Source organism: Micromonospora sp. WMMA1996 (assembly GCF_002573675.1).
GTDB classification, from domain to species: Bacteria; Actinomycetota; Actinomycetes; order Mycobacteriales; family Micromonosporaceae; genus Micromonospora; species Micromonospora sediminicola.
Genome location: NZ_PDHU01000007.1, coordinates 1 through 14,358 on the forward strand (window position 1 = coordinate 1; position 14,358 = coordinate 14,358).

Consider the following 14,358-nt stretch of genomic DNA (forward strand, 5'->3'; position numbering starts at 1 on the left):
GCCGCGCGCGCCGCGTCGGCGGCCAGGTCGGCCAGCACGACGGCGGCGGCGCCCTCGGCGGCGAACCGCCGGCCCAGCGCCGCGCCGATCCCGCCGGCCCCACCGGTGATCACGACCACCCGGTCGGTCAGGTTCATCTCAGGCCACCTCCGTCGCGTCGACGCCGAGCCGGGGCAGCAGACCGGCCCAGGCGTCCGCCCCGCCCTCGGTCGTCTCCGGGGTGGGCAGCACCGCCAGCACCGGCACGTCGACGCCGTGCGCGGCGTACCGGCGGGCGCCGGCCACGCACTGCTCGGGCGAGCCGTGCAGCACGAGCGCGTCGACCACCTCGTCCGGGACCGCGGCGGCGGCGCCCCGGCGGTCCCCCGCCTCCCACGCCCGCCACATCGGGCCCAGCGTCTCCTGCCGACCCAGCCAGCGGTGGAAGGCGGCGTACGCGGGCACGGTGAGGTAGCCGGTGATCAGGCGGCGGCCCAGGGCGCGGGCGTACCCGGCGTCCTCGGTGGGGCAGACGAAGATCCGCGCGGCGACCTCGAAGCCGGGACGGCGCTCGCCCAGCTCGGCGACGGCGGTCGGCACGTCCTCGGCGGCGAGCCAGTTGAGGATCACCCCGTCGGCCTCGGCGGCGGCGAGTCGCAGCATGCCGGGGCGCAGCGCGGCCAGCAGGACCGGCGGCGGCACGGCCGGCGGACGCTCCAGCGTGAACCGCCGGACCGCGAACGTGTCGAACGCCCCGTCGACGGTCTCGCCGCGCAACGCGGCCCGCAGGAAGCGCAGCACGTCTCGGGTCCGCTTGAACGGCTCGTCGTACGCCACCGCGTTCCAGTCCCGCACCACCACCGGCGACGAGGCGCCGACGCCGAGCGCGAACCGGCCCGGCGCGGCCTCGGCCAGGGCGGCGGCGCTCATCGCGAGCAGCCCCGGCCCCCGGGTGAAGGCCGGGGTGATCGCGGTGCCGAGGCGGAGCCGGGGCGCCCAGGCGGCGGCGAGCGCGAGCGGGGTGAACGCGTCGGTCCCGGCCACCTCCGACGACCAGACGTCGGTGAACCCGGCGTGGTCGAGGGCCGCGTAGACGGCGGCGTGGTCGGCGAGCGGGATGCCGCCCAGCGGTACGGTCATACCCCATCGGTTCGTCACCTGTCGATCGTGCCCGTCCACCACCGCCGGGAGCAAGATCCTCCACCGATACGACCGATCCGCACCATGACGCCCGGAAAGAGTGTTACGACTGCCGGGTGAGCGGGATCGGGTACGGGAGACGACGGTGAAGGTCGCCGAGCCCGCCGCGTTGCGCGCGACCGACGGTGACGGGGGCCGGGCGACCTTCCTGGAACTCTTCTTCGACCTGGTCTACGTGTTCGCGCTGACCCGGATCTCCGCACGCGCCTTCGAGGACCTGGCGCTGGAGGGCGGCCAGACGAACTGGTCCGCGGTGACCGGTGGCGGCAAGACGCTGCTGCTGCTGTTCGCGCTCTGGGCGGTCTGGCAGGGCACGGCGTGGACGACCAGCCGGTACGACCCGTACCACCTGTGGTTGCAGATCATCGTGATCACCGCGCTGCTCTCGGCGATGGTGATGGGGGTGGCGATCCCCCGCGCGTTCAGCGAGAACGGCCTGCCGTTCGCCGTCGCGTACGTGGTGGCGCAGGTGAGCCGGCCGGCGATCCTCATGCTCGTGCTGCGCAAGCTCCAGTACCGCCGGTTGAAGCTGCGCATGTTGATCACGTTCTGCGCCACGGGCGTGCTCTGGCTCGCCGGCGCGGTGCTGCCGGTCGACGCCCGGGTGGTGCTCTGGACGCTCGCGCTGCTGGTGGAATACCTGGCCGCCCGGTTCGGCTGGCCGGTGCCCGGCCTGGGCCGCTCGACGCTCTCCCGGTGGGACATCCACGGCGAGCACCTGTCCGAGCGCTACCAGCAGTTCTTCCTGGTCGCGCTCGGCGAGACGATCCTGCTCGCCGGTTGGACGTTCACCGGCGTGCCGACCCGGCCGACCACCGTCGCGGCGTTCGCGTTCGCGCTGGCCACCTCGATCCTGCTGTGGCGGATCTACGTGCAGCGGGCCGGGCAGATCCTCGGCGAGGCGGTGACAAGGGCCGCGCACCCGGCCACCATCGGCCGTTCCGCCGCCGACACCCACCTGGTCATGGTGATCGGCGTGGTGGCCACCGCGATCGGTTACGAGTTGGTCATCGAACACCCGACCGGGCACAACGAGTTGCCCTGGCTGGCCATGATCCTGGGCGGCCCGGCGCTGTTCCTCGCCGGCCGGGCCCGGTTCGAGTACGAGGTGTTCGGCCGCGTGTCCCCGTCCCGGCTGGTGGCGATCGCCGCGTTGCTGCTGCCCGTGCCGTTGTTGCTGCGGACCGCGCCGCTGGTCGCGGCGAGCGTCGCGGTCGTGGTGCTGGTGGCGGTCGCGGTGGCCGACGCCCGGCGCGCCTGGGGCCGGCCGCCGGAGGCCGCCGCGCCGCCGTTCTGACCGTCGCCCACGCGCTTCGGTCGGTGCGGGACGACGCCCCCACCCGCGGGCTACGATCCGCGCGTGACCTTCTCGCTCGTCGCCCGATCCGCCGACGGGCAGCTCTACGGCGTGGCCGTGGCCAGCCGGTTCCTCGCCGCCGGGGCGTTGGTGCCGGCCGCCGAGGCGCAGGTCGGGGCGGTGGCCACGCAGGCGCACGCCAACCTCGCCTACCGGGCGCAGGCGCTCGCCCTGCTGCGCACCGGCGTCCCCGCCGTGGACGTGGTGGCCGGTCTGGTGGCCGCCGACCCGGGACGCGACGACCGGCAGCTCGGCGTGGTCGGGGCGACCGGCGTCGGGGCCACCTGGACCGGGCCGCGCTGCCACCCGTGGGCCGGCGGTCAGGCCGGCGACGGGTGGGCCGCGCAGGGGAACATCCTGACCGGCCCGCAGGTGATCGACGCGCTGCGCGACGCCTGGCTCACCGACACCGACCTGCCGTTTCCGCAGCGGTTGTTCGCCGCGCTCACCGCCGGCGACCGGGCCGGCGGCGACCGACGCGGCCGGCAGAGCGCCGCCCTGCTCGTCGTGCAGCGGCACGGCGGCTACGCGGGCACCGGCGACGAACTGGTCGACCTGCGGGTGGACGACCACCCGGACCCGGTCGCCGAGCTGGGTCGCCTGCTCGGCATCCACACCATGATCTTCGGTCGCCCCGACCCGGCCACCCTGCGCGACCTGACCGGCCCGCTCGCCGTCGAGGTGGCGGACCTGCTCGCCGCCGCCGGTCACCCGGTCGGCCCGGCGGGCCTGGACGACGCGCTCGCCGCCTGGTCCGGCCTGGAGAACCTGGAGGAACGGTTCGTGCCCGGCCGGATCGACCCGATCGTGCTGGAGCACCTGCGGCGTGCCGCGGCGGCCTGACCGGCGTCAGCCGCCGAACGCCAGCCGGCGGATGCCGGCCTCCGCCAGCGCCGTCCGCTCGGCGTCGGTCACCGGCAGCCGGCCGGTGGCCTTGCGCAGCACGGTGAGCGCGTCCCAGCCGAGCCGGGCCGGCACCGGCCGCCCGCCGGTGAGCACGTCGACGACCACGGCCGCCGCGGCCAGCGTGGTCCAGGGCGACCGGTCGAGCGCATCGGCCAGGTCCAGGCCGTGCACCGCGACCTCCACCACCCGGGTACGCAGGAACTCGCCCACCGCCATCGCGTCACCGTGCCGGGTCCGCACCACCCGGCCGACGGGCGCGTCGGCCACCGCCGTGTCGGTGGCCCGCCAGGCCCGGCCGAACTCCCGCGCCACCTCGGTCACGTCGGGCAGCTCCCGGGCGGCCCGCCGCGCCCCGTCGATCCGCTCCCGGTCGACCGGCGGGCTGAACTTGGCCGCGCCGAAGTAGCCGGCCGCGTCCACCTCGGCGCGCGGTGGCGCGGGCTCGGCGAGCATCCCGGCGAGCCGGCCGGCCCCGGTGCCCACGTGCGCGAGCAGGTCCCGCACCAGCCAGGGCGGGCACGGTGTGGGCCGGTCCAGCGCCGCCTCGTCGAGGCCGTGCAGCACCCGCTCCAGCCGGGCGCACTCGTCCCGGAACGCCGCCCGTGCCGGTTCCACCGGCGTACTCAGCCCTTCCACCGGGGCACCAGCCGGTGCACCACGGCGAGCACCAGCGCGGCCACCACGGCGATCGTGCCGGCGATGCCGGCCGCGCTGCCCGCGTACCCGATGAAGAGCGGACGGCGGCCGAGGTCCTCGACGGCGACGGTGGAACGGTCGACCAACCAGGACAGCGCCAGCGCGGAGCCCAGCAGGGCCACCGCGCCGGCGACGCCGAGCACGGCGGCGCCCAGCCGGTGCGCGTCGCCCGGCTCCACCACCGCCTGTTCCCGCTGGAAGAACAGCAGCACCAGCCCGGCCGCCGCGGCCCACGCGCCCACCACCAGGTACGCGGCGACCGCGTCACTGGGCCGGTGCCAGCCGGCGGAAAGCGTGGCGACCCCGGCGGCGGCCGCGTACCCGGCGCCGAGGAACGCGCCGGCCACCCGCACCTGCCGCGGCAGCACCAGGATCAGCGCGATCGCCACCGACGCCGCCACCGCGGTGTGCCCGCTGGGCAGGCTGTTGCCGGCGGCGGCCCGTTCCGGGTCGACACCGAAGTCCGGTCGGACCAGGTAGTACTTGAGCAGCTGGGTGCTCACGTTCGCCCCGGCGATGAGCAGTGTGGCGGTGACCGCGAGCGCCTTGCGGCCACGGATCAACGCGATGAAGCCGATCACCGCGGTCGCGACCAGCAGCGACACCACCGACATGGCGTTGAGGAGCGTGTCCACCGGACCGTCGATGCGGTCCTGGCCGATCCGGTTGCCGGTCAACGCGACCGTGTCCAGCCACTGGCCCAGCTCGCTGTGCACGGCGAACCGCCACACCAGCACGAACATCGCTGTCTGGGTCAGGGCCAGTACGACCAACCAGACCGCCGTCCAACCCCTCGCCGTCTCCCGCACCCGCACAACTTAGCGGTCGGCCCGGTCCGGCGCGCGCGGGAGCGCCCCGGATCCCGGCGTAGGTTGAGGCGGGGCGATCGGAGGAGGTGGCAGGTGACCGGCGGACCGGAACGGGAACGGCCCGCCGAGCCGCGCCCGGAGTCGCTGGCCGACCTGCTCGGCGGGCGGCGGGGCGCGGTGGACGCGACGCTGCCCCCGCTCGCGTTCGGGCTCGGCTGGGTGCTCGGCGGGCTGTGGGGAGGCGTGTTCGCCGCGGTGCTGACCGGCGGCGCCGTGGCCGGTTGGCGGTGGCGGCGCGGCGACCGCCCGCGCTCGGTCCTGATCGGTCTGCTCGCGGTCTGCGTGGCCGCGCTGATCGCGGTGCGCACCGGCCGGGCCGCCGACTTCTTCCTGCTCCAGATCGCCTCCAACGCGGCCAGCGCGCTGGCCTGGGCGGTCAGCATCGTGGTGCGCTGGCCGCTGCTCGGCGTGGTGGTCGGGGTGGCGCTGCGCCAGCGATCCCGGTGGCGCCGCGACCCGGCGCTGCTGCGGGCGTACGGCCGGGGCAGCTGGGTGTGGACGGCCACCTACGTGCTGCGGGTGGCGGTCTTCGTGCCGCTCTGGCTGGACGGGCGGGTGGTGGCGCTGACCGTGACGCGGGCGGCGCTGACCTGGCCGCTGATCGCGGCGGCGCTGGCGGCGAGCTGGGTGGTGGTCAGCCGGTCGCTGCCGCCCGGACACCCGGGGCCACGACACCCGGTGGTCGCGCCCGACCCGGACGGGGAGCCGGCGACGTCCCCGGAAAAGTAGTGGAGAGGCCGCCACGGGGGGAGCGGCCTCTCCGTGAAATACGTTACTCCGTCCGCGCCACTGATGTGATCCCGTGGAGCGCTGATTTTTCCGTGCCTTTTCGCGCCATGGGTGGTCCCCGGGCGGAGTGGTGGGCCGGTCCGTCCGCTGCGTCGTCCGGACGGCCGGCCCACCCGGCCTGACCGTGGGCGTCAGGCCGTCCGCCGACCCGGCCGCTCCGTTCCCCCATCGGCCGGGGCGGCCTCCTCCGTGGGCGGGGCGGACCCCGCCCACGGAGGAGGGGTCATCTCATCCCTGCGGGAAGTAGGTGCCGTAGTCGGCGTACGCCATCGCGACGTCCGCCTGGGCCCAGAACCGGTGGTAGTTGAAGACCGGCTCCGCGCCGCCGTCCAGGTACGCCTGCACCTTGGGCCAGTCCGGGTCGTTCTTGTAGAACGACCGGATGTCCAGGAAGCTCTTGCCGCTGGCGATCGCGTCGCCGTTGGGCATCTTCCCGGTCCAGCCGGAGGGCACGTAGAGGCCCTGCCCGTCGGCGGCGTTGTAGACGTCGTCGAAGCGCTTGTAGTCGCCGCGCTTCTCCGGCATCGAGACGCCCTTGCTGTCGGCGGCCGCCGACAGCGCGTCCAGCAGACCCTTGGCGGTGGTCTTCGCCGCGGTGTTGCCGGACTTGGCCGCGTACGCGATGAGCGTGCGGGCGTAGGCGGCGGCGACGCCGACGTCCTGGCCCTTGACCGTCACCTCGACGTGCAGGTTGGTGTTCGGCTGCGGGCTGGTCGGGTTCCAGTTGGCCGGCTGGCCGGTCCACTTCATGTCCGACGGGATCGACCAGCTGGCGCCGGTCGTGGTGTTGGCGATCGCCCACGGCACCCACTTGTCCAGCAGCGCCTTGGCCTTGGCGTTGCCGGTCTGCAGGTACAGCTCGGCGATGCGCTGCATCGACCAGGCCTGCATGCCGAACCACTGGTTGGACGGCGGGTCGTTGTAGACCGGGTCGACGTCGTAGAACATGCCGTAGAAGGTGGCGGTGCCGGCCGGCGGCTGGGCGTAGCTGCCGTCCCAGCTGTTGGTGGCGCCACCGGCGATGCCGCCCTCGGCGGACTGCAGCCAGGTGTAGAACTCCAGCTGCCGGTCCAGGCTCTTCTGCCAGTCGGAGACCGCGGTCGGCGACTTCGGCTTCAGCTCGGCGACGTTGGTCATCGCCCACGCCGCGAACGGGTTCTGGTAGCCGAAGTGGTTGTGGCTGGAGCCGATCCGCCACGACCAGTTCTGCGAGGCGTCGTACGCGCCACCCCAGGCGTAGTACCAGGAGAGCAGGTAGTGCGCCGAGTCGCGGCCGCTGCCGGCCGGGCAGGTGGACGCCCCGACGCAATTGCCGATCTTCTTGAAGTACTTGTCGAACAACGCGTAGCGCAGGTAGTCGCCCATCTTCGCGGCCTTGGCCACGGTGGCCGCCACGTCGGCCTCCTTGCCCTGCGCCTTGGCCCAGGTCAGCGCCCAGTAGGCGGCCTGCACGGCCCGGGCGTCGGCGTCCGGCGCGTTGGTGTACTTCCACTGCTTGGCCGGGGCGCTGGACTCCTTGACGAACAGGTCCAGGTAGCCGTTCGGACCGCCGTGCTTGAACGTGTCGCAGGACGGCTGCGGCACGGTCTCCCACACCGACTCCTGGGTGCCCCGCTGGAACGTGTTGATGTACGCGGGCTTGGTGGTGCCGTCGCCGCAGCGGCCGAAGCCGTAGGTGTTGTCCACGTCGAGCAGCCAGTGCATGCCGTAGATGTCACCGGTGCCGTAGGTGGACTGCAGCTCCGAGCGCAGCGGGTCCTGGCCGACCGGGACGCTGGCCTCCAGCGCCGACGGGTACTGGCTGGGCAGGTTGTGCTCGGCCGCGTACTGCGGGGTGCCCGGCGCGCCCGCCGTCGCCTGGTCCGCGTGGCTGGGGATGATGTACTTCTCCATCACGGTCCAGGCGTTGTTGAACGGGGCCCAGTTCTGGGTGACCCGGCCGTACTGCGCCTCCAGCCAGAGCCAGAAGCTGAACGCCTCGGACGTGGTCTCGTGCCCGTGGTCGGGCGCCTCGACGATCAGCGTCTCGATCGAGTGGTACGGCACGCCCTCGGGGCTGAAGTAGCCCGAGTTCTTGATCTTGCCGTACTGGTCGAGGAACTTCTTGATGTAGGCGTTGTCGCCGCCCGGGGTGTCGTTGTCGACCTCGGTGGCGACCACCGCGACCGGGGCGAAGCCGGTGGCCGACGCGGTCACCGTGGCGGTGCCGCCGGCGGTGTCGGCGTCCTCCGCGGCGGAGACGGTGGCGGTGACGCCGGTGCTCCAGTTGCTCGGGGTGAGCGTCAGCGTGGCCGGCGAGACGGTGATGTCGCTGTCCCCGGTGACGGCGAGGGTCACCGGGACGTTGGCGCTGGGCGCCGCGCTGAGGGTGTACCGCACCGTGGCGCTGCCGCCCTCCTCGACGCTCACCGCCGACGGGGTGGCGACCAGCTTCGGCCCGGTGGCCGCGCTGACCGTGAACGACTTCTCCGCAGTCGCGCTGCCGCCGGCGTTGTCGTACGCCTTGGCCTGCACCGTGTAGCTGCCGGCTGGCAGGTCGAGCAGGTCGTAGCCGTACGGCGCGGTGGTGTCGGTGTTGACCAGCAGGCCGTTGCGGTAGAACTCGACCTTGCTGATGGTCCCGTCCGGGTCGCTGGCGGTCGCGGTCAGCGGGACGTCCGCCGGCGCCTCGAACGGGCCGGCCGGCACGCCGAGGGAGACCGTCGGCGGCTGGTTGGTGGTGGCGCCGTTGCAGGCGACACCGTTGAGCGTGAAGGCGGTGGGCTTCGGGTTGCTGCCGCTGTAGCTGCCGTTGAAGCCGATGCTGGTGGACGCGCCGGTGGGCAGGCTGCCGTTCCACGACTCGTTGGTCGCGGTGACCTCGCTGCCGGACTGGCTCCACTTCGCCGACCAGCCCTGGGTGACCCGCTGGCTGCTGTTCGGGAAGGCGAACTTCAGCGACCAGTTGTTCAGGGCGTCACCCAGGTTCTTGATGGTGACGGTGGCGGTGAAGCCGGTGCTCCAGTCGCTGGTCGCGTAGGTCACGTCGCAGGCCGGTGCGGCCTGCGCGGAGCTCGCGGGCAGGGCCACCCCGCCGATGGCGAGGGCGGTGGCGGCGACCATCGCCGTACGGCGACGTCTGGCCAGAAGTCTCATGTGGGCGGTGTCTCCTCGGACCGGGCCGGGACCGGGGTCCCGGCGGGGCGCCTCCACGCGTCGACGGGCGTACGCGGGGGGACGGAGGCGTCCGGAAAGGGGTCGTCCCGGCCGTGCCGGGGATCGGGCGCCGCACCGGTTCTCACCGGGTGCCCTCGGCGGCCCGCGCTCGCGAGCTGGCTCCAACGTCGCGTGTGTCGAGAGTGTGACATGGAAGCGCTCCCACCACAACGGCCAGGGCAGATACCCACGTCCATGTTTCGATCTCGTTTAGGGGCTTTTCCAAAGCCGTGACGGGCGTTACAGTCGCAGCATCGCCGATGGGAGCGCTTCCATCGACGGAGATGTAAGTACTGGATCGTCGGGGACACTCGTGCCCGACGCGTCGGCCCTGTGGCCGACGGCGGACCAGCCCGGACACCGCCGCCGGCCATCACCCGCCAGACGGAGGGAGGTGGAACCAGAGCCACTCGCGTGGCCCGGCTCCCGCGCGACACGCACGACGGACGCCAATTCCACTTCGTGCGTGTGTGCATCACCGGTGGGGACGGGGGTTGCCCTCCCCCGTCCCCACACTAAACCCCCGTTGTCGACGGCAAAAGAGGCCGACGGGACAGGCGTGACACGCCACCCGGACGGCCTTTCTCGCTATCTGCCCCACCCTCGCCGCTCGCCCCAGCCCCCGAGCGACACCCGCCCACCCCACCTCCGGCCGCCCGCCGGCCGCGCCGCCTCCCGCCGCGACCGCCGGATCGAGGCCGGCCGCCCCTGACCTATGCTGGGAGCGCTCCCGGCCCCAGGGCGGCCCGTCACTTCGAGGAGAAGTCCCATGTCGTTACTCACCCGACGGCGCCTGCTCCGCCGCGCCGCCCTGTCCGCCACCGCCGCCGGCGCGGCCCGGACCGGGCTCACCGGCGCCACCCTGGCCGGGACCGCAGCCGTCGCCGTCAGCGGCTGCGACAGCCCACCCGAGCGCAACACCGACGCCGACCCGGACGGCGGGCTGCGGTTCCCGGACGGCTTCGGCTGGGGCGCGGCGACCTCGGCGTACCAGATCGAGGGGGCGGCCAAGGAGGACGGACGGGGCGAGTCCGTCTGGGACACCTTCAGCCACACCCCGGGGCGCACCCGCAACGGTGACACCGGCGACGTCGCGGCCGACCACTACCACCGGTACGCCCAGGACCTCGACCTGATGCGCGAGCTGGGGCTGCGCAGCTACCGGTTCTCCATCTCCTGGCCCCGGATCCAGGCCGACGGGTCCGGCCGCCCCAACCAGCGTGGGCTGGACTTCTACCGCCGGCTGCTGGACGGGCTGCACGAGCGCGGCATCGCGCCGATGGCCACGCTGTTCCACTGGGACCTGCCGCAGGCGTTGCAGGACGACGGCGGCTGGGAGAACCGCGACACCGCCGAGCGCTTCGCCGACTACGCCGACGCCGTGTTCCGGGCGCTCGGCGACCGGGTGCCGGCGTGGCTGACGATCAACGAGCCGAAGACCGTGGTGCAGAACGGCTACATCTGGGGCCACCACGCGCCCGGCCACCGGGACGAGGCGGCGGCCTACCTGGTGGCGCACCACCTCCAGCTCGCCCACGGCCTCGCCGTGCAGGCGTTGCGCGCCTCCGGCGCGTCCGGCCGGATCGGCCCGGCGCTCAACCTGCACCCCTGCTACCCGGCCGACGACAGCGCCGAGGCGGCCGCCGCGACCCGCCTCTACGACGGCTACGAGAACCGCCTCTACCTCGACTCCGTCTTCAAGGGCGCGTACCCGCAGGACGTGCTGGCCGACCTCGGGTCGGACAGCCGGATGGTCCGCGGCGTCCGGGACGGCGACCTGAAGATCATCTCCAGCCCGGTCGACCTGCTCGCGGTGCAGTACTACACCCCGATCTACGTCACCGGCGGCGGCGGGACCGTGCGGAAGTGGCCCACCTCGGAGGCCGAGTGGCAGCAGATCTACCCTGAGGGCATGTACGACATCCTGACCCGGGTCACCCGCGACTACGGGCGGGTGCCGATCACCATCACCGAGAACGGCCTGCCCTGCCCGGACACCCCCGGCCCGGACGGCACCGTCGACGACGCCGGCCGGGTCAGCTTCCTGCGCGACCACTTCGCCGCCGCCCACCGCGCGGTGCGCGACGGCGTGCCGCTGGAGAGCTACCACGTGTGGTCGCTGCTGGACAACTTCGAGTGGGCCGAGGGCTACGACCAGCGCTGGGGCCTGGTCTACGTGGACTACGCGAGCCAGCGGCGGGTGCTCAAGCGCAGCGCCCACTGGTACCGCGAGGTGATCCGCCGCAACGGGCTCTGACCGGGACGGCCCGGCCGGCGGACCGCCGGCCGGGCACCCGCGCCCAGCGCGGCAGCGCGTGATGGCCGCTCAACGCGGCAGCGCGTGATGGCCGCTCAGCGCGGCAGCGCCTGCTGGAGCTCGGCGCGCAGCGCCGGGGTGAGCATCTCGCCGGCCTGCTTGGCCAGCCGGGCCATCTCGTAGCCGACCACGCCGATGTCGGCGTCCGCGCCGGCCAGCGTCGCCAGGATCGAGCCGTCCCGGATCTGCATGACGAGGAAGTAGCCCCGTCCCATCTCGACCACGGTCTGCTTGACGATGTCGCCGTCGAACATCTGCGCCGCGCCCGCGGTGATGCTCATCAGGCCGGAGGTCACGGCGGCGAGCTTGTCGGCGTGGTCGCGCGGCAGGTGCGCGGAGATCGCCACCAGCAGCCCGTCGGAGGACACCACGACGGCGTGCGCCACCCCGGGGACCCGCTCGGCGAACGCGTTCACCAGCCAGCTCAGGTCCCGTGCCTCCTGGCTCAACGTCGTCACTGTCGTCGTCCCCCTTCGTCGCGCGGCAGATACATCTCGGTGGTCTCCTCGGCCTCGGCCCGCCGCACCCCGCCGTAGAAGCGGGACAGCATACCGCCGACCGCCTCGGGGTCCGGCTCCTGCCGCACGGCGGGGCGGGCGGCCGAGGTGACCGAGGTGAGCTGGGCCATCGGCACGCGTACCGGCAGACCCCGCTCGTTGGTCCCCCCGGTCACCGGCGTCGGGGCCGGCGCCGGCGTCACACCGAGCACCGACGACGTCGGTCCCTGCCGGCTGAACCAGCCGCCGCCGGCCGCCGCCGCGGCCCCCGGGGTGAGCACGTCCTCGGCCCGGCCGGGCACCGGACGGGGTCGGGGCACCGCGACGGGCGGGCCGGTGGGCGTCGGCGGGCCGGTCGGCGCAACCTCCGCCACGTCACCGAGCGGCCGGCCGGTCAGCGGCGACACCGGCAGCGCCGCCGGCGGGCCCGGCTGCGGCACCGGGTGCCGCCCGGCCACCGGCAGCTCGGCGGTGGCCGCGCCCAACGCCCGGGACGCCGCGGCCACCTGGCTGGTCAGCATCCGCGCCGGAGCGGGCGGCTCCAGCCCGGGGGCGGGGGCCTCGGCCAGCAGGTGGGCCGGGATCCGGACCCGGGTGACCAGGCCCTCCCGGCCGGGGCGCAACTGCACCCGCACGCCGTGCCGAGCGCCCAGGTGGCTCACCACGAACAGGCCCATCCGCTCCGAGGCGCCCACGTCGGCGGCCGGCGGCTCGGCCAGCACGGCGTTCGCCTCGGCCAGCGCGCCCGGGCTCATGCCGAGCCCCAGGTCGACGATCTCCACCAGCGCGCCCGGGCCGTCCGCCTCGACCACCACCCGCACCACGGTCTCCGGGCGGGAGAACGCGGTGGCGTTCTCCAGCAGCTCGGCGAACAGGTGCACCAGGTCACCCACGGCGTGCCCGACCACGTGCAGGTCGGTGCGGTTCTGGTGGCGGACCCGCTGGTACTGCTCAATCTCCGCGCTCGCCGCGAGCAGCACCGCGCCCAGCCCGACCGGGCGGTTCCACCGTCGCGTGGACTCGGTGCCGGCGAGCACCAGCAGGCTCTCGTCGTTGCGGCGCATGCGGGCGGCGAGGTGGTCGAGCTTGAACAGGTTCTCCAGCTGCTCCGGGTCGCTCTCCTCGCGTTCCAGGTCGTCGAGCAGCTCCAGCTGCCGCTCGACCAGCACCTGGCTGCGCCGGGCCAGGTTGACGAACATGGCGTTGACGTTGCGGCGCATCATCGCCTGCTCGACCGCCACGTCGACGGCACTGCGGTGCACCGCCACGAACGCCTCCGCCAGCTCGCCGATCTCGTCCTGCGAGTCGACCACCGCCGGTGGCACGTCGATCGCGCCCACCGGCCGGTCCACCGTGCGCAGTCGTTCCAGCGTGAGCGGCAGCTCCACCTGCGCGATGCGCAGCGCCTGGCCGCGCAGCTGCCGCATCGCGCGGGCGACGGACCGGCCGACCAGCAGCGAGATCAGCACGGCGACCAGGAGCACCGAGACGATGCCGCCGGCGACCAGCAGCGTCTCGCGCAGCTGCCGGGCGCTGGCGTCGTCGGCCCGGCGCACCGCGTCGTCGAGCAGCTCGCCCTCCAACTGGCGGAACAGCTCCTGCCGCTGCTCGCTGGCCGCCCACCACTGCGGCGCGGACAGCAGCGCGGGCTCCGCCGCGCCGGTGGGCAGGGTCCGCTCCTCCAGCCGGGTGGCCGTGACGAAGGCCGGGTCGACCGAGGTCCGGTCGTAGCGGCGGACCTGCTCGGCGGTCGCCGCGACCCGGAACGCGCCCAGCGCGGTGAGCTGCTGGGCCCGCAGGTCGCTCAGGCTCACCTGGTCGTCCTGCTCGTACCGCCCGGCGCGGGACGCCGCGTACAGCTCGCCGCGGATCCGGGAGGACAGCTCCTTGACCCGGGACAGCTGCACGTAGCGCAGCACGGACTCGGTCAACGCCTGCTGGTCGTCGCCGGGCGACGGCTCGGCCAGCAGGTTGAGCAGCGCCGCCACGGCCCGGTGGTAGTTGCTGAGCACGGTGTCGCTGGAGAGCACCGCGGGCGGCACCGCCGCCCGGATGTTCACCACCTGGTCGTACGCCTCCAGCGCCTCGGAGTAGGAAACCCGCCAGGCGGCGTCGGCGTCGGCCAGCGGCTCGGCCGCGACGCGCAGCTCGTCCACCGCCCGGTCGGTGGCCTCCTGCAACGGCCGTAACGCGGCGACCGCGGCGTCGCGGTCGGCGCCGGTGCCGGCGCGGCGCAACGCGGCCAGCTCGCCGGCGGAACGGTCCCGCTCCTGCTGGAGCCGGTCCACCGTGGCGGCGATCTGCCGGCCGATGCCGACCTGCTGCGCGAAGTCGCTCAGCGCCGTGGTCTGCCCGACCAGCCCCCGGGTCTGGATGCCGGCCAGGACGAGGAACGCCAGCGTGGGGATCACCAGGACGGTGGCGAGCTTGGTGCCCATCCGCCAGTCCCGCAGCCGGAACCCCGAGCGCCGCCGGTGCGGCGGTGGGGCCGCACCGCGGGCCGGGTCGGGAGCTGCGCCCACACTTGCCTCCTCGTTCCGACTCCACCACGGC

The 14,358-nt window shown here is 74.1% G+C and carries 10 protein-coding genes; 4 read left to right on the plus strand and 6 right to left on the minus strand.

Going from position 1 to position 14,358, the window contains the following annotated elements; translation table 11 throughout:
- Positions 1-138: 138 nt before the first annotated feature.
- Positions 139-1,119, minus strand: a complete 981-nt coding sequence (locus COO58_RS27865) for an LLM class F420-dependent oxidoreductase (RefSeq protein WP_091573537.1) — start codon at positions 1,117-1,119, stop codon at positions 139-141.
- Between the two features lie 145 nt (positions 1,120-1,264).
- Between COO58_RS27865 and COO58_RS27870 the strand changes: the two genes are divergently transcribed.
- Both COO58_RS27870 and COO58_RS27875 read left to right on the plus strand, forming a co-directional pair.
- Positions 1,265-2,476, plus strand: coding sequence for a low temperature requirement protein A (locus COO58_RS27870; RefSeq protein WP_098747897.1), 1,212 nt, complete (start codon positions 1,265-1,267; stop codon positions 2,474-2,476).
- A gap of 63 nt (positions 2,477-2,539) precedes the next feature.
- Positions 2,540-3,379, plus strand: a complete 840-nt coding sequence (locus COO58_RS27875) for a DUF1028 domain-containing protein (protein ID WP_098747899.1) — start codon at positions 2,540-2,542, stop codon at positions 3,377-3,379.
- A 6-nt stretch (positions 3,380-3,385) separates the two neighbouring features.
- On the opposite strand, the gene COO58_RS27880 is transcribed toward COO58_RS27875, so the two are convergent.
- Both COO58_RS27880 and COO58_RS27885 read right to left on the minus strand, forming a co-directional pair.
- Positions 3,386-4,057: a maleylpyruvate isomerase N-terminal domain-containing protein gene (locus COO58_RS27880; RefSeq protein WP_098747901.1), complete on the minus strand. Its 672-nt coding sequence runs from the start codon at positions 4,055-4,057 to the stop codon at positions 3,386-3,388.
- 8 nt (positions 4,058-4,065) lie between these two features.
- Complete coding sequence (locus COO58_RS27885; protein WP_176558997.1) at positions 4,066-4,953, minus strand: phosphatase PAP2 family protein; 888 nt, start codon at positions 4,951-4,953, stop codon at positions 4,066-4,068.
- Positions 4,954-5,040: 87 nt separating this feature from the next.
- Here COO58_RS27885 and COO58_RS27890 point away from each other — a divergent pair, with 87 nt between their 5' ends.
- Complete coding sequence (locus COO58_RS27890; protein WP_098747902.1) at positions 5,041-5,736, plus strand: DUF3159 domain-containing protein; 696 nt, start codon at positions 5,041-5,043, stop codon at positions 5,734-5,736.
- Between the two features lie 288 nt (positions 5,737-6,024).
- On the opposite strand, the gene COO58_RS27895 is transcribed toward COO58_RS27890, so the two are convergent.
- Positions 6,025-8,922, minus strand: a complete 2,898-nt coding sequence (locus COO58_RS27895; RefSeq protein ID WP_176559002.1) for a glycoside hydrolase family 48 protein — start codon at positions 8,920-8,922, stop codon at positions 6,025-6,027.
- An 838-nt stretch (positions 8,923-9,760) separates the two neighbouring features.
- Here COO58_RS27895 and COO58_RS27900 point away from each other — a divergent pair.
- On the plus strand, positions 9,761-11,248 hold the full coding sequence (locus tag COO58_RS27900; protein ID WP_098747906.1) for a GH1 family beta-glucosidase: 1,488 nt from the start codon (positions 9,761-9,763) through the stop codon (positions 11,246-11,248).
- 95 nt (positions 11,249-11,343) lie between these two features.
- Here the strand turns inward: COO58_RS27900 and COO58_RS27905 are convergent, their stop codons facing one another.
- On the minus strand, positions 11,344-11,757 hold the full coding sequence (locus COO58_RS27905; protein ID WP_218012428.1) for a roadblock/LC7 domain-containing protein: 414 nt from the start codon (positions 11,755-11,757) through the stop codon (positions 11,344-11,346).
- 5 nt (positions 11,758-11,762) lie between these two features.
- Positions 11,763-14,327, minus strand: a complete 2,565-nt coding sequence (locus tag COO58_RS27910; RefSeq protein ID WP_255292797.1) for an ATP-binding protein — start codon at positions 14,325-14,327, stop codon at positions 11,763-11,765.
- Between the last annotated feature and the right edge of the window lie 31 nt (positions 14,328-14,358).